A 24127-nucleotide genomic window follows, 5' to 3' on the forward strand; every position below is an offset into this window, starting at 1 on the left:
CTCCGCCCTCCGGTGACACCAGTCACCGTGTCCTGCGTCCACGCCTGGCCCTCCCCCGCTCGCCGCGCCCTGCACCAGCGTGCCCCACCCGGCATAGTCACGGAGACGAGCCGGCGCGTGGACATGTCGCTGTCCGCGCCGCTCTTCAACATGGACCGCTATTACGCCGTAATAGCTGGGGTGCGTGATCGATCGGCAGCTGCGCCTGAAGTGGGTGCGAGTCCCCTGCCGCATTGAGGCAGGGGACTCGGCAGTCTCACCCGGTCAGAGCGCCGTGCCGGCGCCATTGGATGCGGTCAACTGGGCATGGTGCTTGTTCAGTAGCGTCATCATCTTCTCGAACTCGGCGGGGTTCATTTTGCGGATCAGGTGGTGAGCGAGGAACACGCCGTCGTCGTACGGCAGGCGGGGAAGGTTGTGCGTCTCCGAGTCACCGTGCTCATCGGAGTCCGCGCCGTTCTTACGGGGCTCTGGGACGGTCTCAGAGGGAATGTCGACCGTTTCGGTTTCTGAGGACTCGGCATCAGTGCGGGCGCTGCCGGATGGACTTGGGGCGGGTCCGGCCGGCTTCTTCGCCTGCTCCCGCTTCTTCCTTTTCCGCTCCGTCTTCTCCTTCGCTTCCTGAGCCTGCTGTTCCTTCAGTTCGTCCAGGACCGTCTGTTGCTTCTCGGCTGGCTTGTTGGCTACGGCACGCAGGAGCTCGATGGGCTCCTGCTCGATTCGCTCCTTCAGTTCGGGCGTCAGATTGAGCAGCGCGAGGCGCTGCGACACCCATCCCTGGGATTTGTGGAGGCGCTTGGCCAACTGGGTCTGCGTGCCGTGGATGACAAGCAGTCGTTGCAGAGCGCGGGCCTCGTCGAGCGGTTCCAAGTTCTGGCGGTGGATGTTCGCGACGAGTGCTGACTCCAGGATCGCGTCGCCGTCGCCGCCTTGGCCGTCGTCGACCATCACGTAGAGGTCGGTGAGGCCTGCCTCCCGTGCAGCCGCCAGGCGGCTGCTGCCGTCGACGACGACGTGCGTCGTGTCGGGTTCCAGCTCTGCCTCGCGCTCCGGGTTGGCTGTGACGTAGGCATCACGGTTCATGACCGTGATGGCCTGCTTCTGGCCGTGCTCCTTGAGGCTTCCCGCGAGTTCGGTCAGGTCTCCGAGACTGGTACGCGGGTTGTCCGGGTTGGGGCTGATGCGGTGAGCGGGAAGCCGCGCGGGCGGGGCGACGCACTCGGTGGGCACGCCAGTGGCGGCACCGATCGCGGCACGTCGAGCGCTGACCGGCCTGGTTCCTGAGCCGAAGCGCCCGGCTCCGAGTTGGTCGGCCTTGCTCATGAGATCTCCCGGGCGAGTGCGCGCATGCCGACTGCCTGTTGTGACTTGGGGGCGTAGGACAGCAGGGGCTGTTTCATGCGGACGGCCTCTTTCTGTTCCTTGAGGTCTCCGATGAGGCCGACGACGCGTGGATCCTTTATGTCGACCCAGCCCTGGAGGGAAGAGGTGGCGATGTAGCCGCGGCGGCCGTCGTAGAGGTTGACGACGATGCCGAGGTAGTCGATGGCGATCTGCAGGTCGCTGCGCAGGTCGTCGATCTGGTTGGTGAGGAGTTCGTAGGCGTCCGCCGAGCTGTCCTCGGCCTGTACGACGATGAGGGCGCCGGACTGGCCGGGCCTCTCGCCGTCGCGGCGGCGGCCGTAGTAGGCGGCGGCGTCCATGCTGAGGCCGAGGCTGGGCGGGCAGTCGATCAGGATGACGTCGTAGTCGGCTTCGAGCGGGGCAAGGGCCCGCTCGAGGGCGGCCTCTCGGGCGCGCACCGCGGACAGGCGTACGTCGAGCAGGAACGCGTCGTTGCAGGCGGGCAGGAGGTGGAGGCGGCCGCCGAAGTTCTCGTCATCGATGGAGATGATGAGGTCGCGGAGTTCGCCCTTGGGGTCGCCTGCCATGTGGTTGGTGAGGCTGTCGCCGTTCATCGGCAGCGGCTCGCCGCCCAGTTGGTTGGTGAGGTGGCACTGCGGGTCGAAGTCGACGAGCAGTACGCGCAGCCCGAGCCCTGGCAGATCTTCCACCTCAAGGGGGCTGTCGGCGTCGTCGCCCGCGGCGGCGGCGAGTTGCTTGGCGATGCGGACCCGGTGGAGGGTGCCGGGGTCTTCGGCCAGGGCTTCGCCGGTGCCTGCGGTGATGGCGGTCTTGCCGACACCGCCTTTCTGGTTGCAGACGATGATGCGCCGGGTGATCACGGGTCGTTCGATGTCCGGGGCTGGGTTGGAGTCCAGCCACAACTTCACGGACTGGGCGAGGCCTTGGATGAGGGAGAGACGGCGGTCGGCAACGACGCCGCGGAACTCCTCCCACTGGCCTTCGGGAAGGAAGGTGGAGAACGAGTCGGCGCCCGCAGTGTCGAGGTTGACGGGAGCTGATGCCAGGCTGCACCAGTCTCTGATGCCCTGTTCGACGGCGGCCTGGATCTCGATGCCGCGCTGGGCGGCTCTGATTTTGAGGTCCTGCCGGAGCCATCCCGGCAGTTTGGAGACGACCTTCTCGCGGTCGCTGGAGGTGGCTGGCGAGGTCATGGAGGACACCTTACTAACGCGCGTGATCGTTAGCATCATCGACACGTTAGGTAGACCCACTTGATGTGTCCCTCGGCCCCGTCGCTCCCCTATTACGTCGTAATAACCTCCCCCTCGGGCCTCGCTGCTGTCCTGTCTCTGCGGTGTGTAGGCAGTCCCGCTCTTCTGTAGGCATGTGCGGCTGGGTCCCGGTCATGTGTAGGCACGTTCTGGAGAGTTGTCCCGTCTCGCTGAGCTTGGATGAATCTCACTGTTTCTGAGTGAGGGCGGCATGTCGGGTTCGAGTCCTGGCTGGAGCGCGACACGCGATCCTGATGGACTTCGAACCTCAGGTCGTGGGCTTCGCCCCCACCGTCCGTCCGACTCACGGACCGAGCTGGTCACCTACCCCGAAGTCGTCGTGCTCACCGGTCTGTCCGCCTCGACGCACCGGCGCGACCACCCCGATTGCCCACCGAAGCGGCACGACGACTCGGCATCGCATCCCACCAACTGCCCCTCCGTGAGAACGTCGTGCTCATGATCGAGACGTGGGCTTTCAGCGAGGGCGCTCTGCCGGTGATAGCTGAGGAGGCCGTTGAAGAGCTCGGCAGGAGGATCGCCGACGGGAAACTTGAGTCGTGGCTGACCAGCTCAACGGGGCGATGTCTTGGTGTCGTGACGAACACCGAGCGAGCGATGGTGATGTTGCTCGACGGTGAGGGCGACCCTGGTGCACACGCGTCAGACCCTGGGGCCGAAAACAAGAGTTCCGGTCTTGTGTGAGTACGGCGTTCACGGTGCTTCTACGGGCGCAGTGGCTGGTCGGAGTCGTACCTGAGGCCCGGATGTATGTGCGCGAGGTACAGGCAGAGGACATCGAGCTGGAGTACGTCAGCGCGACCGGGGTCCGTGAGCGGGGGTCTTTTGGGGCGTCTCTGGTGAGTCCCATTCGAGTCGGTACGGCCCGAGCGCCGGTTCCCGGCTTTCCGAGGTCAGGACAACTGGTGCGGCTGGTACTGGTCGGCGACCTGCGGCGGTCACGTGGGATATGAGTCGTGGCTGGAGCGCGACCGTCTGATGCTGCACTGCCGGCTCCTACGCTGCAAGGCCAGGAGCGACTCGATGGGCGATGCCCACCACATCAGGGTCGAAGTCGAGCCCGATCAGCACCGCCTGTTCCAGCCACGATTCGTAGCCCACGTGCGGGCCTGTCGTCGCGGTCCACCACCAGCCCGTGAAGTTCTTCTGACCTCGGTAGACCGGGAAGGACCGGGACGGTCGGCAGTCCTCGAACGGGATATGCCAGCACTGCATCAGAGCTGAGCGGACCATCCGGCCCACACCGTCGACGTACTCCAGATCAGACCGATCGGCCCCGCCCTCCGGGACCACCGCAACAGCCGGATCCGCCATGCCCACCCCCGGCACCGCAACGTACGGACACGTCCGAACGTAGGACGGATACCGAGCCGCTGGCCAAACAGGCGAGACTTTCACCCGAACGTGGCCAGCATGAGCGAGGCCTGGCCAGGTACACGGAGTCACAAGTCGAGCGGGTTGGAGAGGTACCGACGTCCCGTCAGCAGCGGGGCTATTACGCCGTAATAGCTCCACCCTGTGGCCCGCGTGCCACAGCCGGACGGTTCCGGGTGGCTATCGCGGCGCGAACCTGCGCGCGGCTCGACTTGCTAGGCCTGTCTGGCGGATCTTGTGACCGTCTCAGTCTCGGTTCGTTGGCATGGTCATGGGGCGGGGAGATCTCGCAAACGAAGAGTGGGCCCGGCTGAAGCCGCATCTGCCGAAGTCCGGGCAGCGTGGTGGCCGTTGGGCCAGCCACCGCAGGATCATCAACGGGATCCTGTTCCGGAACCGGACCGGGGTGCCGTGGCGGGCCCTGCCTGCGCGTTTCGGTCCCGCGGAAGACCGTGTACGAACGCCACAGACGCTGGTCGGCGGACGGCACTTGGGAAAGGCTCTTCGCGGCCGTGCTGGCCGACGCCGACGCGGAAGGCCGCATCGACTGGTCGATGGTGAGCGTCGATTCGACCTCCGGCAGGGCCCACCAGCACGCAGCCGGGGCCCGCAGGAGACCGCCGCAGGTGCCGGGAAAAGACGCACGCCCCGGCAGCACCGCCCCGACGAGGGACTCGGACGCTCCCGGGGCGGCCTGACCTACGCCAGGTCAAGCACACCATCCCCGAACCGAAGAACCAGCGGGCCAACCGGCAAGCCCGCGGCAGCAAGGGCGGCCTGCCCGCCAGCTTCAGAGGAGGAACGAAGTTGAGCGGACGATCAACGCCCTCGAGAACTTCCGGGCCGTGGCCACGAGGTTCGACAAACGCGCCTAGATCTTCCACGGCACCGTCACCGTCGCCTCGATCCGACTCTGGCTCCGCACATGACCCGCCGGACAGGCCCTAGAGCAGGCTGAGTGCCTGCATCGCATCGCGTTCGATGCGCGAGAGTTCGTGGAGGATGAAGCCGGCCTGTATGAGGTTCTTCGCGTCGCCGGATTCGCCTGCTGTCGCGACGAGTGCGGCCACCTGTGTCCAGAGGGTGGCGGCCTCGGTATACAGCCTGTGGCCAGTGCGCAGGTGGCTGCTGTCGATCAGGTGGGCACACTCGGCGAGGAAGTCCCGGTAGAGATTGCGGAACAGGGCGCCGCCGGTGCCGGCCCTCTCCATGAGGACGGCGGCCCGTGGCAGGTCCTCCCGCGGATTGTCGCTGCGCTGCAGCCACTTCGGCACTTGCTTGGCGGTCTTCTCTATGCCCCGGTGGCCCAGGTTCGCGATGGGCGGGTTCAGGAAGGCGTCGGCGCAGGTCTTGATCGCGGGGATGATCCGGTCCTGTGGTGACGTCAGGCTGCTGGGCGCTGTGATGGTGAAGGAGCGGTGCTTGGCGGTCATGGGGCCGCGCTCGGCCCTGGCCCTGGCCAGGCCGGCGAGGCTGGTGGTGACGGCTCCGCCCTGCGGGTCGGTGTCCACCAGGTAGGCGTCCTGTTCGCCGTAGCCGTACATGGCCACGACGTGCCCGCCGAAGTGCACCTTGGTGCTGAAGTAGTCCAGGTGGTAGCTGTCGAGCTGAAGGCCGACCGGCCGACCGGCGTCGATGGGTGCCGCCACGTTCTGCCATGCCTTGCGCGGGGAGGTGGTCTCCCCGACCAGCAGCTCAAGCCCGAGTACGGCGGCCAGGTTCCTGGTGAGCTCGAACGGCTTGACCCGGCCTCCCAGGAAGGGAAAACCCATGGCTTTGCTGTCCCAGTAGATGAAGGACAGCCCGGAGCCAAGCCCGAACAGCATGGGCTCGGACAAGTCGAGTCCCTCATGCCGCAGCAGCACGCCCAGCGCCGTCGTCTCGCAGTGCTGCATGCCGCGGACATCGATGTCCTTCACCATGGTCATGCCGCTCATTCTCCTCCCTCACCTGACGACAACGCTGCAGATGGGCGTGCCAGACCACCGCGTCCCAGGCATGATCGCCGGACAGGCCCTGGTCCGATCCCGTCGGGGCAGCCGTAACGCGTGGGCCGCCTACGCCTGGAGAGCCCGTTCCCTGAGGCTCGGTCGAGGCGGCGGGGGTCAATGGACCTGCCACCACGGCCTGGATGATGACGTCGTTGGCTGCTCTCTCGCTACTCTTCGCCGCGCTGAGAAGCCGGATGCCGAAGATCAGGAGGAAGGCCCACCATGCCGATTCGCCCACTGCGCGGTCGTGCTCGTTGAACAGGTCGAAGTTCGCCAGCAGCAGTTTCGTCCGAAGCTGCCGTGTCTCAATTTCCCGAGAACCGCCCGGACCCGGATGCCCAGCACGCCCGCGCCGCCGACCCGTCCACCACCGACAAGATGGCCCACTGCAGCAAGGCTCGCCGAGGAGTACGCCCGCCAACAGCAGCGATCGACGCCGAGCGCGCGGCCGCCGCGCGCTGGGACGGCCGACCTCAGGCGAGCAGTTGGTAGTTACAGGCCGTCAGGAGCGGAAGCCGCTTATGGCAGCCGGACCGCTCTGCGAGCGTGGGGTCTTCTCGCCCACCTTCTTCACGTCGATGGTGCGCGGGTCCACTGCTTCGCCGGGGGCGCCTTCGCGGTACAGGCCACCGGGATGGCTGTCCCGGTCGTGCGGAAGGAGGAAGAAGACGCGACGCTTGTACAGGCCGCTGTCGGGGTCGGGTTCGGCCTGGTCGTCGAGGAGGGCATAGCCGACCATGCGTCCGTCGCGCTCGTAGGGGGGCTTGGTGTTGCGGCGGCGGGTCTTGTCGAGGGCCTGGCGGACGTAGTCGAGGCTTTCGGGGTCTTCCAGCCACACGACGTGTCTTTCGTGGGTGAGATCGCCCTCGGTCAGTAGCGAGCTCATGGCTGCTGCCCTTCCTTCATCTGCTGGGCCGGGCGGCGGCCCGCCTCGTGGTGTGGTGATCCGCCCGTTGCTGGACGTGGTCCTGCGGGTCCATGGTAAGTCGGGCGGATGAGGGTGGGTAGGGACCGCCGGGCATGCTGGCGGCCAGGGCTGACGGGCGGGCGCGGGAGTTGGCTCATGACAGGGTGTCCAGCAGGGCGAGGCCCGGGTAGTACTTGCGGCCGTTGGATTTGATCATGTCGGCGGGGGAGGCAAGGCCGACTTCCTGCCTCACGCGGGTGGCGAAGGCGCGGGTTCCGGCGGGGCGGATGCCTTCGCCGGTGCTGCACCAGGACGCGTAGGCGGTGTACAAGAGGCCTTGCTCGACGCGCAGGTCGGGCTGGGCCTCGATGTCGCGGGTGCAGCATTCGGTGAGAAAACGGCCGATGTGGTCCTCGGTGTTGGCGTACGCGCTGGTGGCGATGCGGACGCGGTCAGGGCCTTCGAGGCTGTCACGGGTGGTGAGGTAGTGGCGGGCACCCTCGATGAGCCACTGCAGGATGCCGGGGCCTTCGTCGCGGACGAGTTCGAGCGCAAGGTTGTCGATCTTGCGGTGGTCGGGGACGGTCCGTTCGAAGGGCAGCAGCCGGATGCGGCGCCAAAACGCGAACCCGCCGTTGCTCACTTCGGGGCGATGGTTGCCCAGCAGCCACAGATGGTGGGTGGGGGCGAAGGAGAAATAGTCCTGGCGCATCCTGCGGGCCTTGATCTTCTCTCCGCCCGTCAGGAGTTTGACCCTTGCCTCGTCGAACTTGTCGTTGGGCTTGAGCTCGCTGCAGACGATCAGCCGGCGGCCGTGGAGCTCGGTGAGTTCGGTGGAGTGCTCGGAGAACGCACCGCGGTCCATGAGGAAGCCGGGCGGGGCGGCATCGGCGTAATCACCCAGGATCTGGATCATGACGTCCAGGAGGACGCTTTTCCCGTTCTTGCCGTGGCCGTGGAGGAAGGGCAGGACCTGGGCGCCGACGTCGCCGGTGATGGAGTAGCCCAGCAGCAGGTGCAGGAAGTTGATCATTTCCTGGCCTTCAGCGTCGTTGCCGAAGGTGTCGTGCAGGAAGCGGTGCCAGCGTGGGGTGTCGGTCTGCTGAGGGGCGACGCTGGTGGCGCGGGAGTGGAAGTCACGGCTGGGGTCGGGCTTGCGCAGCAGGCCGGTGTTCAGGTCGACGACGCCGGCGGGGGTGCACAGGGCGTAGGGGTCGCCGTCGAGGGTGTCGGGGTCGACGGACAGGTCCGGGGAGGCCTTGGCCTGCGTGAGGAGGGCCTTCATGCCGGTGGTCGACAGTGTGCGCTTCTTGTGGTGGTGGAGCTCCCGTTCGCTGAAGAGTCCGCGGGGGTCGCTGTCCGGCATGTCCTCGGCCATCTCGCCCGCGGCCCACAGGGCGGCTTTCTCGCCGCCGGTGCGCTTCCAGCGGTAGCCGTCCCAGGAGAACCAGCCCAGGCCTTCGACATGGCGGAACTGATCGCGGTAGAGCTTGACGAACAGCTTGGCATTGCCTCGGTCGGTGAGCGTTCCGGGCAGCGGTGCTGACAGCGCCCAGGATGGCGGCGCGACCGGGGAGGTGTGCGCCTGGGCAGGCAAGGGGGTCGGCTTATGGTCCGTCTGTTCGAGGTCCAGCATCTGCTGGGCAGCAGCGTTGGCGTCGAAGCGCGGCGTCTCGGCGCTGCTCATGAACGTCCTTCGAGGTGTAGCGGGCGGACCGACCCGGCGGCGAGGGCGTCGTCGATGATGCGTTCGTTACGGGCACTCTGCCAGGGGCGCGCGGTCTCGGCGGCCTCTCGAAGCAGGGTGCGCGCGGTGTGTTCATCGAGGTGCCCGGCGGCCGCCAGTCCTCCGGCCGTGTATGCGGCCTTGTTGAGCTTCTCGGTGAAGGCGGCACCCTCGGGCGTTGCCGCGCACGCGGTGACGTCCAGCAGCAGCGGGTCCAGGACTCGGTGCGCGCGGACTGGGGTTCGGGGACGGCGGCTACGGGAAATCGCGGGCCGGGGGGCGACCGGGGCATGCTGAATTGTGTGTCCGGTCCTCACGAGTTCTTCGCCGAGCCATTCGGGCAGCGGTGCAGGCAGGTGGGACGGGCCCTCCCGCAGGTAGGTCCCCTGAGTCGTGCGGGTAGTCGGGGCGACAATGTAGCCCCCGTCAGCCCGGACGTCGGTCTGCCAGGCCAGGGCCACCTTCGGACTGGCCCCGGTCGAGCAGCGAAACCGCGTGGCCGGGTAGGGGTTTCGGTACCAGACGTGCAGGCCTCCCGACGGGGTGCGCACACGCAGCGTGCTGTCGTCCTGGGCTGGGCTGGGGTAACCGCGCAGTGCTGCCAAGAGGGCCAGGGTGTCGAAGCCGGAGGCCAGGCCGCGCAGGTTCACGGAGTGGTGGATGGGGATGCCAGGCAGGAGACGGTTGCGGTCAGGGACCGGCGCGGAGTGAGCGTCGATGTCGATGACGATCAGGTCGGCTCTGCCGCAGGCGACGCCGACGCCCCAGGAAGGGTTGGCAGACCACCAGCTGTCGATGCGTGTCCTGTTGGTGGTTGCGGCGTGGAATCCGTGGCACGGTCGGCCGGCGGGGAGGCAGCTGCACTCGGCAGGAGAGTGGTGCTTGTCCTTGCAGTCTGGGCAGTTCGCGGTGGGAGTCTTGCGGCCTGCGGCAAGGGGATGGACGGGCCAGCCCTGTTCGGCGCACCACCGGGCCACGGCGTGGGATGTGGTGGGTCGCGCAGGAGTTGCGGGCACTCTCATCACGTTGGGGCCGGGCACGCGTTTGTCCTTCTGCGGGGGTCTTGTCCTTCAGTCCCTGACAGTCCCAGCCGTTGGCGGGCCACGTGCTGAAGTGAGGGACCGGAGGGACTGTAGGGACTGTCCTTCGGAAGAGAGTCTAGGACCCGGCCGCGTGTGGGGGGCCGCAGTTCTTCCCCGGCGTGGCGCTATATCGGTTTTCCGGTCCCTATGGTCCCTTGAGTCTCTGAAAGGAGAGCGAAGTGTGCAACTTATGTCCAGGATTCACCAATTGAGAGCGGCTGAAGGGACTGCACTTCACCTAACTCGGCAGCCCAGGGGGTCGCTTGGCGCAGGGACTTAACTCGCTGCGGCGGCGGGGCCCCGTTACGGCCGGAAACGCCGCCAACCCGCCGCCAGCGGGTCCCTGCATCTGCTGCCCTCCCGGGGCAGGGAGGGCCTGTAGGAGGGGGCAGGGTCTGTCGCGTCTCCCGGGACCCTCTGCATTCTCGCAGGTCAGAGGCGAAGCATGCCCCTAAAAGGGACTGTAGGGACTGAGAACTTCAATTATGGGCCAGCTACATGTGCGTAGATGAACAGATGTGCCCGCGCGTACCTCTGCACATGACTGGCTGATAATTCCCGATCAGAGTCCCTTTGGTCCCTGATAGGCGCCGCCTACGCGTGTGACCTGGGCATATACGAGGGACCGGACGGTAGGGTCTGAAGGTGCAGAGCCCCTTGCCGCGTCCCTCCTCCGCAGGCAGGGTGCTGTCCCTGGACGCAGACGTCGGGGAGGGGCTCAGGCTGTTGGAGAACCGCCGCCGTCCTGCTCGCGGGCTTGATGGGGGTCTCACTGCTGTCGGCGGCCCCCGCGGCCGCCGTGCACGGCGCCCTCCCCGGCGACTTCAACGGCGACGGGTACCGCGATGCCGTACTGCCCGCGCCGGGCGCGAATGTGGCGGGCAAGGAGGCGGCCGGTGCGGTCGTCGTGCTGTACGGGTCGGCCTCCGGACTGTCGGCGACCCGGGGCAAGACCATCACGCAGAACACCACCGGGGTGCCGGGCACGGCCGAGGCGTACGACGGGTTCGGCGGTGCCACCGCCACCGCCGACCTGAACCGGGACAGGTACGCCGACCTGATCGTCTCCTCGCCGTACGAGGACACGACGAAGGGCACCAACGCGGGGACGGTGACCGTCCTGTGGGGCAGCAGCGGCGGGCTCACCACGGGCACCGACCTGCCGGCCTCGGGCGCCGCAGGGCTCGAGCCGCTGTACTACGGCCTCGACATCGCAGCGGTGAGCGGCCCTTCGGGCGCCAAGACCGAGGTCCTGGTCGGCGGGTGGCACGGCAGCGTCCGCTTCACAGGGCCCTTCAGCCGCACCGGCACGTACGGTGGCTCGGCGGTCGCGAACGACTCCTTCAGCGATTCCGTCGCGCTCGGCGACCTCGACGGCGACGGCGCCCCAGACCATGTGAACGTCACGTTCGGCCAGAGCGGAGAGACCGGGGGCTGGATCTTCGTCAACCCCGAGGACTCCGACGCCACACCGGAACTCCCGCCCCATCTGACCAAGGGCAACGGCCACATCGCGGCCACCGGCGACCTCAACGGCGACGGATTCGCCGATCTCGTGGTCGGTGACCCCGACGAGCCCGAAGTCTCGGGCGCGGACGGCACGTCGGGCGGCCGCGTCCTGGTCTGGTACGGGTCGGCGAGCGGCATCGCAAGCGATGCGAAGCCCGTGCAGCTCACGCAGAACACCGTGGGAGTGCCCGGAGCGAGTGAGAAGGGCGACGCCTTCGGCGGAGCCCTCGCGGTGAGCGACCTCAACCGGGACGGACTGGCAGACATTGTCGTCGGCGCCCCGTACGAGACCCTCGGCAGCACCCGGCAGCGCGCGGGCACCGTAACCGTGATCCCGGGCCGCGCCTCGGGCACGCTCGGCAGCGGCTCGTACTCCTTCTCGCAGGAGACCTCCGGCGTCCCCGGTGCCTCCGAGCCCGGCGACTTCTTCGGTACGACGGTCGCCGCGGGCGACGTGAACAAGGACGGAAAGCCCGAGCTGCTCGTCGGCGCGGCAAGCGAGAACAACTCCACCGGAGCCGTCTGGGTACTCCCCGGCGGCTCCACCCGCCCGACGGCCACGGGCAGCCGCGTGTTCACAGCGTCCTCCGTCGGCCTCACCCAGCAGAACGGCACACTGCTCGGCGGCAACGGGCTGCTCTGGGTGATCTGAGCGGCGTATGGCATACCTGAGGGGCCCGGAACCGAGCTCGGTTCCGGGCCCCTCACGTCACGCGGTTACTTCGGCTGCGGCTTGCCGACGAGCAAGTCTGCCTGCACCCACTCCTGCCCCGTACCGGCGCCACTTACCGGCGGAAGTCACCGGCACCACCAGTCCGTGAACCGCGCAGTCCGGGACGACCTGCCCCGGAGCGCCGTTCGCAACGGCACCCGGGCGGAGCGCCGCCTCGGGCACCGTGCCGGCCGTGGGGCAAGGTCAGGCGGGAGTAATGTTCTCCGCTTGCGGACCCTTCTGGCCTTGGGTGATGTCGAAGGTCACGATCTGGCCTTCCTGAAGCTCCCGGAAGCCGCTGGCGTTGATGTTGGAGTAGTGCGCGAAGACGTCGGGGCCACCGCCGTCCTGCGCGATGAAACCGAAGCCCTTCTCGGCGTTGAACCACTTGACCGTTCCGCTGGCCATGCCGATACCTTTCATCCGATGACGGGTCCGCACCGCGCGTACCCGGAGGTGGTCGTCTTGGTCCTCGGGTACTGCACAGCAAAACGCCCGCACCTAGGCGCGGGCAGGAACTGCGAACCACGACATCTGCGGACGACGCTACAGGGCGGATGCGCCGGTCACCAGTGAGTAAGCCCCCTCAGACAGGACGGTGTTGAGCTGCCTCGACCTGGACCTTGCCGCCCAGGCAGCGACCCATCACCGCCTGCAACGAATAGTCTCTTCCTCTGGAATCTCCCGCAGCCGGACCGCCTCTTCCGCGGTGAATACCTGATCAAGGGCGAGAAGGTCACCTTCGATCCCCATCCGCTTACTTTCGCCGCTCATGCCACTTACGAACCCCGCAGACAGCAAGCGCGGTGACGGCCGCCGTGAGCAAGCTGGCGGGAAGCTGAGTCAGCAGCCCCTCAGCCATCAGAGTCAGTGACGTGTTCAGCATTCTCTTCTCCTTGGTGAGATCCGACCTTTCTCACCAAGGCTCTGCGTGGGCAAAGCCCCCCTGACATGGCCTGACGACTCCGTACAACTCAACACGCCGCCCCACGCGATCAAACGCGTCCTCGTCGGCACCCTGGCCGACCTCTGCCGCACCCAGATCCAGGCCGAAGTACTCCTGAAGGAAATGGATTTCCCGCCGCAGACCCGGCCCCGCTGGGACGCCAGCGCGGAGACCTACTGGCGGCAGGTGGTGCGTGTCCTCGAGCTGGGCGCCGTGCAGGGCGACGGCGTCCGGCAGCTGCTGGAAACGGTGCTGCGGCACTACCCGTTCAACCAGGACCTACAGATGATCCGGGACTACCTCGGCGATGAGCAGCAGGAGCGCCCCGACGCTGACGGCAATGCCGACACGTGATACAGGAACCTGCAGTTCGTCGGCAGCGAAGGGTACTCGGAACTGCACCGGCTGGTGCGGGAACTGGTCGACGCTGACGCCGTGCAAGTCTTCGCCGGGCAACAGCAGCGCCCGGCGCGCCTGCCAGTGGGCGCGGGAGCAGCGGCGCGAGTGCCGACTTCCCGTACCGCGCGCCCGGACGCCTTCGACCCGCACCTGGACGTCGACTTCGACGCGGAGGAGGAAGAGCCGGCCGCATCCCGACCGAGCGGGTGAACACCCCCGACGGCATCGCGGCGGCCCGCTGGTTCCAGGCCAGTGACGCCGGTCAGAGGGGAGGACCGGAGTGGAGGATCCGCTGGAAGAACCGGTGGTCTCGCCATGCACCGTTGATGTGCAGGTACTTCGGTGCGGTTCCGTATCGGTGGAAGCCGGCCTTCTTCAGGACCCGCTGCGATGCCAGGTTGTGTAGCTGCGTGCCCGCCTCCAAGCGGTGCAGGGCGAAGTCCCAGCGAGCGCAGAGGCAGGCGGCTTCGACAGCCGCCGTAGCAAGACCGCGGCCGGCCCACTCGCTGTCGGTCCAGTAGCCGACGCTTGCACTGCGCAGGGGCCCCAGAGTGATCTTGGAGAGAGAGATCCCGCCGACGATCCTGCCGGTCTTCACCTCGACGAGCACCCAGGGCATGAACGTGCCTGCCCGGCGCTGTGCGAGCTGCTCCTTGATGCAGGACCGCTGCCCGACTTCGGTGTAGTACTCCTCCGGCCGGTCCGGCTCCCACGGCTGCAGGTAGCTGCGGTTTCGCAGCAGCGCCTGAGACAGGGAGCCGGCGTCTTCGAGAGTGGTCGGTCTCATTTCCACGCCGAGTTCCAGCAGTGTGGGAGTCGGCGCCGTCATGGGGTGGAGCAGGCGTGTGCCACCGGCTTTGCCGGCCGCAGGTATTCGTCGAGGGACCGCCCGCAGCGCACGCGGAACCGTGCGACGGGTTGTGCGCGGTCGAGGTCGAGGACGATGGTCCGCTCCTCGGTCCAGCCCTGGAGCCGGAACTCGGCGTTCCCGATGTGCACGAGTCCGAAGCGGGGTTCACCCGCGATGCAGAGCGTGAGCCGTCCGTCCCGTACCTCGACGGAGCCCGGCAGGCTGTCGTCGGGGTCGGCTCCGGAGTCGTCCGACCAGTCGGGGAAGTTCGCGGGGATGTCGACCTGACAGCGCAGTGCCAGCTGTTCGAAGGGCTGCAGGGGGATGGGCTCCCTGGCCATGAGGACATCGCTCCAGGGCAGCTCGTCGAGGAAACCGGCCGGGAAGAGCGCCATGAGCTCCGGAGTCGGGACGGTATCCACCACGAGGTGGATCCGTCGTTCTGCGCCCCGGTTCCTGGCTATGTGGAGCCGGTCGAAGTCTGCGTACCAGAGGCGGCCCGCCTCCCAATGGTACGTCTGGCCGTCCACGGTGAGCTCGGCGCCGGGCTGGGTCACGATGGGGATGTGCAGGCGCAGGAACCCCCAGGGGAAGTTGGTGTGCCCGTCGCTGTGCTCGTGGGTCTCCGCGCCGGGCCCGAGCGCCATGAGACGCGCGCTGTGCAGCGGGGCGGGAACGGCGGCCAGGACCTCGGCGTGGTAGGGGCACCGGTCGAGCACAGGGGTGTCGAGGTGGTCCTCGAGTCCGGCGCCGCCGGGGTCGGTGCGCCGGACGTTTCCTGTGGGGCCTCGAAGAGGAATGATCTTCCAGTCGAAGGTGTCCTCCTCGCCCAGTCCGTTCTGGTGGACCGGGCGGTTCGGGCGCCACGTGAGGTCGGCGAGGCCCTTCACCTCGGCTGCGAGCCGTGCGGCGTCGAAACTGAAGCCGAGGGGGGCGGCGGGGGGGAGGTGATGCCATGTGGCGCCGGACGGACGTTCCAACGGAGAGGACACGGGGGAGCCCTACCCTTCGGTAGATCGAGCTGACTGGTGGGAGGCCGGAGTGTCGGCGGCCTCAGCTGCCTCTGGACCTGCCTTGGACGGGGTGATGCGCCAGGGTCGGTGCCGGCCGATGAGGGCGGCCGCCGCCAACGCGGCGATTCCGGCGCTCGTGAACACCCAGGGCATGGGCATCCAGTCGGCCATGAGCCCTCCGACTGCCAGGCCGACTCCCTGGGTGGCGATCGAGCCGGCTCCCGTGAGCGTCATCGCACGGCCTCTCAGCCCTGCGGGCACACGTTCCACGTACAGCTGGTCAAGGGGAAGCGCGAAGGCTGTTCCGGCACCGCTGACGAGCAGCAGGGCCAGTGCCAGGGGCAGCGAGGGGGAGAAGGCGAAGAGGAGCAGGGGGGCGCCTGCGAGGAGGAGGAGCGCGGGTACCCACCGGCTTCGCTCCTGAGGTCCCAGGAATCGGGCGACGGCCGTTTCGCCGATGACGGTGCCGACCGCGGGGAAGGCCAGGAGGAACCCGACGCTCTCGGGTCCGCCACCGAGCTCGGCGGCATACGGCGCTGCGAGCCCCTCCGGCAGGACGATGAGGGCGGTCGGTATCCACTGGAGAAGCAGGAGCCGTCGCAGGACCGGATCGTTGAGGATGGACCGGTTGCCGCGGAATGTCTCGCGGATGATGCCCGATTCGCGGTGGGTGCCGCTGGCGGTTGCCGGCCTCGGCCGGACGAACATCAGCACCATCGTGAGGGAGAAGGCAAACGTCGCCGCGTCGACGAACAGCGTCGCCCTAGGCGTCAGGATGATCAGTAGGGCTCCACCCAGACCGAAGCCGATTATCTGCCCGACTTGGATGGTTCCCGAGAACATGGACCTGGCGAGCGGGTACCCGTTCATGCCGATGATATCGGGGAGCATCACCTGCCTGGCGGCCCGGAACAAGGGGGACAGCGCCCCCGAGGCGGTCACCAGGATAAGAAGAACAGCGATGGGCATTCCGGGTACGGTCATGGCCAGGACACAGGCCATTCGGCTCGCGTCGCCGATCAGCATGAGCCGCCGAGCCGGAACCAGGTCCACGACGGCAGAAGCCAGGGCCGCCGTGAGGATCTGGGGCATGAAACCCAGCGCGAACGTAATGGCGGCCATCAAAGCGGAATTGGTGCGGTCGAAAACAAGGACAGACAGGGCTACCTTCGTCAGCACGTCGCCGAGAATCGACACGGTATGTGCTGCAAAAAGGCCGCTGAATTCGCGATTGCGCAGAAGCTGGCCGTATGTGACGGTTCCGTCCATCATTCCGCCCTGCCGGTCATGGGACATCCCGCCACTGTTCGGCCGGCCGTGGGGAGATCAGCCGTGATACCGCTGTCCGACCTGATTGCGAGCCGCACCCGCAATCCGCTGGGTGAAAGACCGCGTGAGGGATCGGGCACAACCTTGGCGGCCGAGGAAGGCGCGAGATGGAAAGCGCGCGTAAGGAGAGCGGTCGCGAGCGTCATCTCGATCAGGCTCCACGACATTCCCATACAGATCAGAGGGCCCGCGCCGAACGGCATGTATGCGAACTGCGGGGCGACGCTGCCGGAGCCATCGGGCAACCAGCGGTCCGGGTCGAATGCCAGCGGGTCGGGGAACCATCGCGCGTCCCGCTGCATCACGTACGCGGGGACCATCACCTTGGTACCGGACTCCAGCGTGTAGCCGCCCAGCACCGTCTCGTGCATGGCGTGGCGGGCGAACATCCAATTGGGCGGCCAGAGGCGGAGGGCCTCTCGGACCACCCTGGCGGTAAGGCTCAGCCGCTCGTAGTGATCATGCGTGATGGGCCCGGATGTCGGAAGCACCGCTGCCGCCTCGGCCGCGACCATTCTCTGGATCTCCGGATGCCGCGTCAGCTCGTGGACGATCCATCCGAACCCGGCTGCCGAGGTGTTCTCCGACGCGAGCAGGGTGGCCGCCAGAGTCTCGCGGATGACCGCATCGGGCAGTACGCCGTGCCGGGCAGTGGGCTGCATCAGCACATCCACGAGGTCACCGGTCGCGCGCTGGCCCACGGTCCGTCGAAGGCCCATCGCCTCGCTGATGGCCTGCTCGAGCGCGCGGTTGGCTCGTACGACCCGGCGGTGACGCGGGAGCGGGAACCCGAGCGGCAGGGAAACGGAGCTGCTGACGACCGGGGTCAGCGCATCGAAGAGGTCTCGCCCCAGGCCGGCCACCAGATGCGCGTTCTCACCGAGGCAGAGTACGGCTCCGACCCTGGCCGTGAGCGCGCGCATACGATCGACCACATCGATCTCGCCACTTCCCCAAGAGGAAATCCCGCCGTCCAGCTCTGCGGCGATCCCGGGGATCTTTGCCTGCATGGAGGAGGGGCGCATGTACCTCATGCGGGCAGCTCGTGATGAGGCCCACTGCTGCTTGGTCTCCGCATCGTCCTTTTGTTTGCGGTGGAGGAAGTCGACCTCGGCACCGAAATCAGTGTTCGTGCGTGTGAGCACCTCCCCGGCCAGTGCCGGGTCGGCCACGACGACTATGTGGCGGTCAAACGACCAGATCGCGCCAAACTTGTCTGACATCTGCACCATGAACCCGAGGCGGTCCTGGTCGTAAACGGGACCGTTGCCGGCAAGGCGCCCGCCAAGCGGACCTGGCGGTCGGTTCATCGGCTCCTCCATGATGTGCATTGCAAGGTCCTCGGGCCGGGACGAGATAGCGCCTCGCCCCGGCCCGAGGGATTACACGGATCGACCTCGGTGAGATCAGTACTTGTAGAAGCCGGCCACGGCCGTCATCTTCGTGCGGCGGGCGATCGCATACGAGACGGTCTTGAGCATGGCCATCGTTAGTACCTCTTTCATGAAGGTGGGTTCGCACGGCGGACATGTCGGCATTTGCCGCGTCCCGGAGAGAATTCCTCCGGTAACTCCTTGTGCACTCTCAGACTCGCCCCGGCGAGTCCCCCCGTCCAGAGTGATCACGCTGCACTAAGCTGCGTGCAGGATCTTCCCTGGGGGGAAACAGTGGAAAATCGTACGCTTGAGGACTTTGCCCGGTTGGGCAAAACGGAAATCGAAGTCTTTCGCTGGGCAGCACAAAATGGACATCTCGATATCGGTGAAGCTGCCCACGACCTCGCCTTGGATGTCGAGGAAGTGCAGCAGGCCGCGGCCTCACTAGGGGCCCGGCACCTGCTCCGGCACCTGCCCGGAGACGCCGCAAATGAGCGGCTGGTGCCTGTCGCACCGGAGAGTGCGGCAGCGATCATGTTCACCACCGCCGAGGCCGAGCTGCGCGGCCGGCTGGCCCGCATCGACGAACTGAAGGGTGACTTCGACGTCCTGGGTTCGCTCTACGCCGAGACCCAGCGCAGTCGGCGCAGGCATACGCCGATCCAAGAGGTGCACGGACTCGAATCCGCCACAGAGCTGCTCGAGAACGCGATTTCAGCCTGCCAGGTGGAAGTGCTGACCTGCGAACGCGGCAGGGACCTGCAGCCAGGGCGCATGGAGCAGGCCAACGAGCGCGATCTGGCCCTCGCCCGGCGTGGCATCCAGATGCGCACCCTCTACCAGCACTCCGCCCGCCACGAGACAGTGACCCAGGACTACGTCAGCCATCTCGCCTCGTCGGGTGGCGAGGTCCGCACCTTGCCCGACCTGTTCGGCAGACTGGTCGTTGTCGACCGGAAGGTCGCGTTCATCCCCCGTGCTGACGAGCACGAGGGCGTGGTCGTCGTCCAGGACCTCTCCACCGTCAGCTACCTGTGCGCAGTCTTCGAACACTCGTGGGTGCAGGCCACACCCCTCAACCCCGGGCACTTCGGAACGCCCGTCATCAAGACGGAGGCCGCGCAGGCGATCGTGCGACTGCTCACGGAGGGCATGAAGGACGAGATGATCGCCAGACGACTCGGCATGTCCTTGCGAACCTGCCGCAAGCACATCGCGGACGTCATGGAGAGCTTCCGGGCTGAGAGCCGATTCCAGCTCGGATACCTGATCCGGGCACGGCTGGGCGACCCAAAACGCGCCGAGAGCGGAACGATCGACGTCGTTGTTGCTGCGGCCCTGTCCTCGGACAACCCAGAGCAGTGATCACGGACCGCAACTGAACTGGCTGTCGGCGTACTTCGTTCAGCCGTACTTCCCCCCTCGATGAAGGGGGAAGTACAACTCCGGCTACCCGTCCGCCGACCTGATCACCAAGGCCCTGAAGCAGGGCATCCGCCCCGAGGTTGCCGACCTCATCCAGCGCACGCGCACCGAGCTGCCCGCCGCAGCCTGATTCCGGCGGACGACCGTTGGATCACACCGCACGGCGGGTGTCCGTGACGCTGCCACCAGCTTCGTGAGCATGGTCCGCCGCAGTCACTCCTTCCTCGTCGTCGTGGCGATCCGGTCGGCGTAGGTGCGGTACGCCTTGCGCCCGGCCGGGGCGGAGCCGTCGCCGGCGAGGGCGGCGCACTGCTTCAGCACGGCCTGGTGGAGCGCGGACGGGGCGGTGACGCGCACCGAGTAGCCCTGCCCGCGGCGGATCGTCCGGCCACCGCGCAGCGCTTCGCGGATCTCGGCGACATCGGTGGCCTTGAGGTGCTCGGCGAGCAGGCCGGGCACGTCGATGGCGTGCGGCTGCTCGGGCGCCTGTTCCTGGTCCTCGACGTCGGCGGGCACGCCGTCGAGTTCCTCCAGGACGTCGCCGACGTCGCGGGCGCCGGCCGCGTCGAGCACCCTGCGGATGCTCTTGGGTGCGACGCCGTACTGCCGGGCGAGCGCCTTGACCGCGGCTCCCTTGGCGTACGCGTCGACGATGTCGGCCGCCTGGTCCTCATCCAGCGCGGCCGGGCGCCCCAGGGTCTTGCCCGCGGCCTCGGCGGCAGCGACGCCCTCCTTCGTGTTCTCGCTGATCATGTCGCGCTGGAACTCCAGGACCCCGGCGAGCATCGTGACGAACAACTTGGTCTGCGGGTCGTCGGCCGCGAGATCGAAGCCGGACCAGGCGCCGGTCGCGATACGCAGGTGCAGTCCGCGCCGCTGGAGGACCTCCCGGATCTGAATGACGTCCTTGGTCGAGCGGAACAGCCGCGCGGCATCCGCGATGCGGATGATGTCGCCGACCGCCGCCTCGTCGAGCAGTTGCCGGAACCCGGACCGGCTGATCGCGTAGACGCGGGACGACGTCGCCGGGTCCTCATACTTCGGAGCGCCGGACTTGAGCAGATCACCCAGAGCGTGAAGTTGACGAGCATTCGTCTGCTTGTCGGTTGAATGCCGCAGATACAGACGATCCGTCATTCGCCGGCCGGCGTCCCATCCCGGCCGTCCTGGACGACCTCCTCCTGGTCGCTGACGACGCCGTCCTGGTCCAGGAGGCGTCGATCATCGCCGGTATGTGGATGCTCCTTGATCACGCTGGTCTCGTTGTCGAACCTTTGGCCGCGCTCGGCATCGCGGCGATCCTCGAAGACCGTGACCGCTTCGCCGGCCGACACGTCGTCACCATCGTGTGCGGCAGCAACGTCGACGTAGACGCCTACCACCGCTGGGTCGGCGCGGCTCCCATCCACAGGTCTTGACAATTGCTCGCCGTACCCGGCGGGCGTTCCTCAGTCGCACCTCTCGCACGTGTGCGACAGCCTTCCCGTCAGTCGCGGTGCTCTTCCGCGACCACCGCACTGAGCACTTCCACCAAGCTGCCGATGGCCTGCACAACCCAGCCGCCGACGACCTGGAGACCGGCCACCTCGAAGCACTCGCCGACGGGCAGTGCGGGACGTGGCTGCTGGACGGGCTCGCGGGCGCCGACCTGATCGACCCGCTTGTACGGGCGGCGTCGGCCGGCGGCCTGCAGTCGGCGGCGGCCTCGATGTCCCTGCCGCTGGTCGCCCGGGACCGGGACGGGCAGGTGGTCGGGGCGCTGCTGGCCGTTCCGTCCGGCACGGTCGCTTCCACGGTCTCTCAACTGCCGGGGCACGAGCGGTACGCGCTGCTGTCGATGGTGAAGTACGCGAAGATCAAGGCGGTCGCGGTGCGGGCGGATGCCCGCGGGCGCGGTATCGGGGCCGCGCTGCTGAAGCGGTGCGTGCAGGTGTACTGGCAGCTGGACTACATGCTGCTCTTCGGCGAGTTCGAGACCGGGCGCGACCTCGGGGTGTACTACACGCAGCAGGGCTTCACCGTGCTGCGGCCCGGCCAGGCGACCGACGTCGGCACCTTGCTGGCCGGTGTGCCGATCCAACTCGGTGCGGGGCCGGGCGAGACGTTCTTCTATCGGTGGCGCGGCCGCGTCAGGTGACGCGTTCGGGCAGTTAGCGGCGCAGCAGGTCGGGGCGGGCATCGGCGATCGCGAAGGCCCGCGCGAGCCCTTCGACGAGCGCCCGGTCGATGCGGTAGAGCCGCGCTCGCTCGTCCCGCTGGAGCAGCCGGTCCGCGCCGGCCAGCCGATGCGGCGCTGCACCGCCTGGACACTGGTCAGGGTCCCGCCGATCTTTGTCGGCGGGATCGGGTCCAGTCATCGGCGCCCCATCCCGAGGCGGGAAGGCGCCTCGTTCGGGTTCGGTTCCGTCGTACCCATCCCCATGCTGTACGCCCTGCTGTACGGTCGGAACATGTCGAAGTCAGTGACAATCCGGGTCCCCGAAGAGCTCCACGCGCAGCTGCAGGAGCGCGCCGAAGCCGAGGGCACCACGGTCACCGCGCTCATCACCGAGGCCGCGCACAACGCGGTCCGCGACCCCCGCCTGGACAGCGCCGCCGACGTCTTCCGCGCGTTCGTCGTCGACAACGCGGCCGCGTTCGACGAGGCGTTCCCCGACGACGCTCCCGCCCGCCTGGACGCCTCTGGACGGGCTGCCGCCTGACCATGGAGCTCCACATCGACATCCGCTGGCTGCTGGAGCGCCAGGCGGAAGTGCTGCCCAAGCACCCCTCGGTCCACGACTTCTCCAACCTCGTGGCCGCCATCGCGCGCCACCGGGTCAACACCCCCCAGGTCGGCGTCGCCGTCGACAACGCCTGGCGCGCTGCCGCCCTGATGCACGCCATCATCCGGCTGCGCCCCCTCCCGGCACGCAACGCCCTGTACGGCGCCGCGATCGTCACGGCGTACATGGACGCCGCGGGCGAGGCCGTCGACCCGCCGTACGGCGCGCTGATCGACCTCGCCCGCGACATCGACGCCGGCCACGCCGATGGCTACGACGCAGCTGACCGCATCCGCTCCTGGCGGATCTGATCTCACTGGTGTGCAGTGCCCCGGACTTCCCCTTCGTCCGGGGCACTGCCTGCGTCTGCTGCACGGTGCGGTGTCGCGGGACCACCACGGCCGGTCAGCTTGCTGGAGAGCGATGACACTCGGGGCCGATGGTCGAACGACACATGGGTGCTGCCCGTGCAGCAAACGCGCATTCACTGCTGCACCGTGCTGCCGTTCGGGCAGCAGATGTCACACAGGCCGTCCTGCCGACGTCGCGCTCCTGCGAGGGCGGGACGATAGATCGATCACCGGAGCAGACGGAACGGCGGCTTCTCACCACCCTGACGCTGATGTCCTGGCCAGGGCCCGCTGGACCTCGGTTGCGGGGAATGGAGTGCGCTTGCTCTGCGTGAGCAGCCGATGGTGGAAGTCGTCCAGGACGATGGCGTGCGGCGCGTGACGGTCGATGATCGCGCCGATGTCGGACGGAACGCCGTCGGGGCGGTGGCCTTCGACCCATGCACGCAGGAAGGCCCCGTGTTCGGTGCCACCACGCACACCGTCGGGCAGGTGATGGCGAAGCAGGTGGTTCGGTGCGTAGCTGCGGTCGTACACAAGATGATCGGCAAGGAAGGCGTCTTCCTCCGCCGAAAGATCGAAGTCGCGGCTCAACGCGAGCCCGAAGTCGGCAAAGTACACCTGTCGGCCGTCAGTGAGCAGGTTGGCGAAGTGCGCGTCGAAGTGGACCATTCCGCGCGCGCTCATGAACTCCGTCCCCCGCAGCAGCCCATTCTCGACCCACTGATAGGACGGTTCGCCTCCTGGCTCCGGCCAGGCCGCATCACGGATATCGCCGAGCCAGGCGCCGAGCGTCTGAGGCACATGCTCCAGGAAGAACACCAGGCTGAAGGAGGATTTGCCGATGGCCTCCAGCCGACGGCGCACGGCTGGCGACCCATCCCAATGCGCGACGGCCCCCTCAACGCCCCCGAGCCCGTCGGCGAAGCCGGCAGGGGGACTGTCAGGCAAGATGCGCCAGTGATACAGCAGCGGGAAACCCGCGTACTCGTTCTTCAGTACCCAGCCTGTGGTCATGATGTGCGCGGCCAGCTCACGCCAGGCACCGAACCCCGTCGACCCCGCCCCGTACTGGTAGAAGAGGGGAAGCTCGAACAGGTTGGCGGTCGACCGCACGTGCTCCGGCTGCAACTCGATGTCCGTCAGCGGGACCCGCTTGACGAAGACGCGTATCCCCTCGACTTCCATCTCCGCCGACCTGCCGCCGATGCCGGAACCGAGACTCGGCGCGGCGGCCACCGCATCCTCGAGCCGAGGGTCGCTGAACAGGGACAGCCGTGCTCCCACGGCCGCATATGCGGACACCCGCGCAGCATGCCCTGACTCGGTCACATCCATCGGCGGCTCCAGCCTGACATCAAAACTGACTGCTGTTGATCATGCCAGGCGTCCGGATGCGACTCCCGAAGTTGCCGTGAAATGACTCCCTGAGAAACCGCCACAGCCACTACCGGGACAAGAGCGGTGAGCAGGGCGACGTCGAGGATGCCGAGGCCATGAGGGCGGCTGATGACGGTGGAACCCTGGGGGCGGGTGCGGGGTGCGGTCCCAGTGATGACCTGGCCGAGGGTGCCGGTTACTTCGGTGTGCGCGGCCTCCAACAGGGGCATGCCGGGGTGGTTCTCGGTGAGGAAGCGGCCCAGGCTCTGCTTGGGGTAGCCGCAGACCTGGTGGAGGTCACCGGCCGTTCGGCCTGGTCGCACCGTGCCAACGCGGGGAATCAAACGCGGCCGC

24 protein-coding genes and 2 pseudogenes are annotated in these 24127 nt (G+C 67.6%); 10 read left to right on the plus strand and 16 right to left on the minus strand.

What is annotated here, in order from left to right; all coding sequences use genetic code 11:
* Window positions 1–264: 264 nt before the first annotated feature.
* A complete protein-coding gene (locus tag ACX28W_RS22015; protein ID WP_459000739.1) occupies window positions 265–1323 on the minus strand; it encodes a ParB/RepB/Spo0J family partition protein in 1059 nt (352 codons plus the stop codon).
* A complete protein-coding gene (locus tag ACX28W_RS22020) occupies window positions 1320–2558 on the minus strand; it encodes a ParA family protein (protein WP_459000741.1) in 1239 nt (412 codons plus the stop codon). Before ACX28W_RS22020 ends, ACX28W_RS22015 begins: the two co-directional genes overlap by 4 nt.
* Before the next feature lie 519 nt (window positions 2559–3077).
* Between ACX28W_RS22020 and ACX28W_RS22025 the strand changes: the two genes are divergently transcribed.
* On the plus strand, window positions 3078–3323 hold the full coding sequence (locus ACX28W_RS22025) for a hypothetical protein (protein ID WP_459000743.1): 246 nt from the start codon (window positions 3078–3080) through the stop codon (window positions 3321–3323).
* Between the two features lie 312 nt (window positions 3324–3635).
* On the opposite strand, the gene ACX28W_RS22030 is transcribed toward ACX28W_RS22025, so the two are convergent.
* Window positions 3636–3953 carry a hypothetical protein gene (locus ACX28W_RS22030; protein ID WP_459000745.1) on the minus strand — a complete coding sequence of 106 codons (318 nt, stop codon included), beginning with the start codon at window positions 3951–3953 and terminating at the stop codon, window positions 3636–3638.
* 331 nt (window positions 3954–4284) lie between these two features.
* On the opposite strand from ACX28W_RS22030, the pseudogene ACX28W_RS22035 reads away from it, so the two are divergent.
* Window positions 4285–4888: pseudogene (locus tag ACX28W_RS22035) on the plus strand (IS5 family transposase).
* 69 nt (window positions 4889–4957) lie between these two features.
* Here the strand turns inward: ACX28W_RS22035 and ACX28W_RS22040 are convergent.
* Window positions 4958–5941 carry a BtrH N-terminal domain-containing protein gene (locus ACX28W_RS22040; protein ID WP_459000747.1) on the minus strand — a complete coding sequence of 328 codons (984 nt, stop codon included), beginning with the start codon at window positions 5939–5941 and terminating at the stop codon, window positions 4958–4960.
* Window positions 5942–6304: 363 nt separating this feature from the next.
* On the opposite strand from ACX28W_RS22040, the gene ACX28W_RS22045 reads away from it, so the two are divergent.
* On the plus strand, window positions 6305–6496 hold the full coding sequence (locus ACX28W_RS22045; protein ID WP_459000749.1) for a hypothetical protein: 192 nt from the start codon (window positions 6305–6307) through the stop codon (window positions 6494–6496).
* A 10-nt stretch (window positions 6497–6506) separates the two neighbouring features.
* On the opposite strand, the gene ACX28W_RS22050 is transcribed toward ACX28W_RS22045, so the two are convergent.
* The 3 genes from ACX28W_RS22050 to ACX28W_RS22060 form a co-directional block, all read right to left on the minus strand.
* Window positions 6507–6890 carry a DUF6009 family protein gene (locus ACX28W_RS22050; RefSeq protein WP_459000750.1) on the minus strand — a complete coding sequence of 128 codons (384 nt, stop codon included), beginning with the start codon at window positions 6888–6890 and terminating at the stop codon, window positions 6507–6509.
* Window positions 6891–7065: 175 nt separating this feature from the next.
* Window positions 7066–8598, minus strand: a complete 1533-nt coding sequence (locus ACX28W_RS22055; RefSeq protein ID WP_459000752.1) for a DNA primase family protein — start codon at window positions 8596–8598, stop codon at window positions 7066–7068.
* Window positions 8595–9659: a bifunctional DNA primase/polymerase gene (locus ACX28W_RS22060; RefSeq protein WP_459000814.1), complete on the minus strand. Its 1065-nt coding sequence runs from the start codon at window positions 9657–9659 to the stop codon at window positions 8595–8597. Before ACX28W_RS22060 ends, ACX28W_RS22055 begins: the two co-directional genes overlap by 4 nt.
* Window positions 9660–10479: 820 nt before the next feature.
* On the opposite strand from ACX28W_RS22060, the gene ACX28W_RS22065 reads away from it, so the two are divergent.
* The gene (locus tag ACX28W_RS22065; protein ID WP_459000754.1) at window positions 10480–11880 is read left to right on the plus strand and encodes an FG-GAP-like repeat-containing protein; all 1401 of its coding nucleotides are present in this window, start codon (window positions 10480–10482) and stop codon (window positions 11878–11880) included.
* A gap of 264 nt (window positions 11881–12144) precedes the next feature.
* Here the strand turns inward: ACX28W_RS22065 and ACX28W_RS22070 are convergent, their stop codons facing one another.
* Window positions 12145–12348, minus strand: a complete 204-nt coding sequence (locus ACX28W_RS22070) for a cold-shock protein (protein WP_459000756.1) — start codon at window positions 12346–12348, stop codon at window positions 12145–12147.
* A 523-nt stretch (window positions 12349–12871) separates the two neighbouring features.
* Here ACX28W_RS22070 and ACX28W_RS22075 point away from each other — a divergent pair.
* On the plus strand, window positions 12872–13240 hold the full coding sequence (locus ACX28W_RS22075; protein WP_459000758.1) for an effector-associated domain EAD1-containing protein: 369 nt from the start codon (window positions 12872–12874) through the stop codon (window positions 13238–13240).
* A gap of 307 nt (window positions 13241–13547) precedes the next feature.
* On the opposite strand, the gene ACX28W_RS22080 is transcribed toward ACX28W_RS22075, so the two are convergent.
* The 4 genes from ACX28W_RS22080 to ACX28W_RS22095 are packed head-to-tail and all read right to left on the minus strand — an operon-like array spanning window position 13548 to window position 17808.
* Window positions 13548–14114: a GNAT family N-acetyltransferase gene (locus tag ACX28W_RS22080; RefSeq protein ID WP_459000760.1), complete on the minus strand. Its 567-nt coding sequence runs from the start codon at window positions 14112–14114 to the stop codon at window positions 13548–13550.
* Window positions 14111–15127: an aspartyl/asparaginyl beta-hydroxylase domain-containing protein gene (locus ACX28W_RS22085; RefSeq protein WP_459000762.1), complete on the minus strand. Its 1017-nt coding sequence runs from the start codon at window positions 15125–15127 to the stop codon at window positions 14111–14113. Before ACX28W_RS22085 ends, ACX28W_RS22080 begins: the two co-directional genes overlap by 4 nt.
* Window positions 15128–15136: 9 nt before the next feature.
* Window positions 15137–16444 carry an MFS transporter gene (locus tag ACX28W_RS22090; RefSeq protein ID WP_459000763.1) on the minus strand — a complete coding sequence of 436 codons (1308 nt, stop codon included), beginning with the start codon at window positions 16442–16444 and terminating at the stop codon, window positions 15137–15139.
* Window positions 16417–17808, minus strand: coding sequence for a cytochrome P450 (locus ACX28W_RS22095; protein WP_459000765.1), 1392 nt, complete (start codon window positions 17806–17808; stop codon window positions 16417–16419). Before ACX28W_RS22095 ends, ACX28W_RS22090 begins: the two co-directional genes overlap by 28 nt.
* 309 nt (window positions 17809–18117) lie before the next feature.
* On the opposite strand from ACX28W_RS22095, the gene ACX28W_RS22100 reads away from it, so the two are divergent.
* Window positions 18118–19218, plus strand: coding sequence for a LuxR C-terminal-related transcriptional regulator (locus tag ACX28W_RS22100; RefSeq protein WP_459000766.1), 1101 nt, complete (start codon window positions 18118–18120; stop codon window positions 19216–19218).
* 273 nt (window positions 19219–19491) lie between these two features.
* On the opposite strand, the gene ACX28W_RS22105 is transcribed toward ACX28W_RS22100, so the two are convergent.
* Window positions 19492–20415, minus strand: coding sequence for a recombinase family protein (locus ACX28W_RS22105; protein WP_459000767.1), 924 nt, complete (start codon window positions 20413–20415; stop codon window positions 19492–19494).
* Here ACX28W_RS22105 and ACX28W_RS22110 point away from each other — a divergent pair.
* Together ACX28W_RS22110 and ACX28W_RS22115 are read left to right on the plus strand one after the other, a co-directional pair.
* Window positions 20415–20696 (plus strand): annotated as a pseudogene (locus tag ACX28W_RS22110) (threonine dehydratase); the annotation flags it as partial. The gene ACX28W_RS22105 and the pseudogene ACX28W_RS22110 overlap by 1 nt on opposite strands.
* Window positions 20697–20773: 77 nt before the next feature.
* Window positions 20774–21415, plus strand: coding sequence for a GNAT family N-acetyltransferase (locus ACX28W_RS22115; protein WP_459000769.1), 642 nt, complete (start codon window positions 20774–20776; stop codon window positions 21413–21415).
* Between the two features lie 13 nt (window positions 21416–21428).
* On the opposite strand, the gene ACX28W_RS22120 is transcribed toward ACX28W_RS22115, so the two are convergent.
* Complete coding sequence (locus ACX28W_RS22120; RefSeq protein ID WP_459000771.1) at window positions 21429–21635, minus strand: hypothetical protein; 207 nt, start codon at window positions 21633–21635, stop codon at window positions 21429–21431.
* Between the two features lie 93 nt (window positions 21636–21728).
* Here ACX28W_RS22120 and ACX28W_RS22125 point away from each other — a divergent pair, with 93 nt between their 5' ends.
* A complete protein-coding gene (locus ACX28W_RS22125) occupies window positions 21729–21980 on the plus strand; it encodes a YlcI/YnfO family protein (RefSeq protein ID WP_459000772.1) in 252 nt (83 codons plus the stop codon).
* Between the two features lie 2 nt (window positions 21981–21982).
* Window positions 21983–22354 carry a toxin Doc gene (locus ACX28W_RS22130; protein ID WP_459000774.1) on the plus strand — a complete coding sequence of 124 codons (372 nt, stop codon included), beginning with the start codon at window positions 21983–21985 and terminating at the stop codon, window positions 22352–22354.
* Between the two features lie 294 nt (window positions 22355–22648).
* Here ACX28W_RS22130 and ACX28W_RS22135 read toward each other — a convergent pair whose 3' ends face one another.
* Both ACX28W_RS22135 and ACX28W_RS22140 read right to left on the minus strand, forming a co-directional pair.
* Complete coding sequence (locus ACX28W_RS22135; protein WP_459000776.1) at window positions 22649–23731, minus strand: protein kinase family protein; 1083 nt, start codon at window positions 23729–23731, stop codon at window positions 22649–22651.
* On the minus strand, window positions 23722–24096 hold the full coding sequence (locus ACX28W_RS22140) for a hypothetical protein (protein WP_459000777.1): 375 nt from the start codon (window positions 24094–24096) through the stop codon (window positions 23722–23724). Before ACX28W_RS22140 ends, ACX28W_RS22135 begins: the two co-directional genes overlap by 10 nt.
* Window positions 24097–24127 lie beyond the last annotated feature (31 nt).

It is taken from the genome of Streptomyces sp. SD15, from assembly GCF_054462255.1.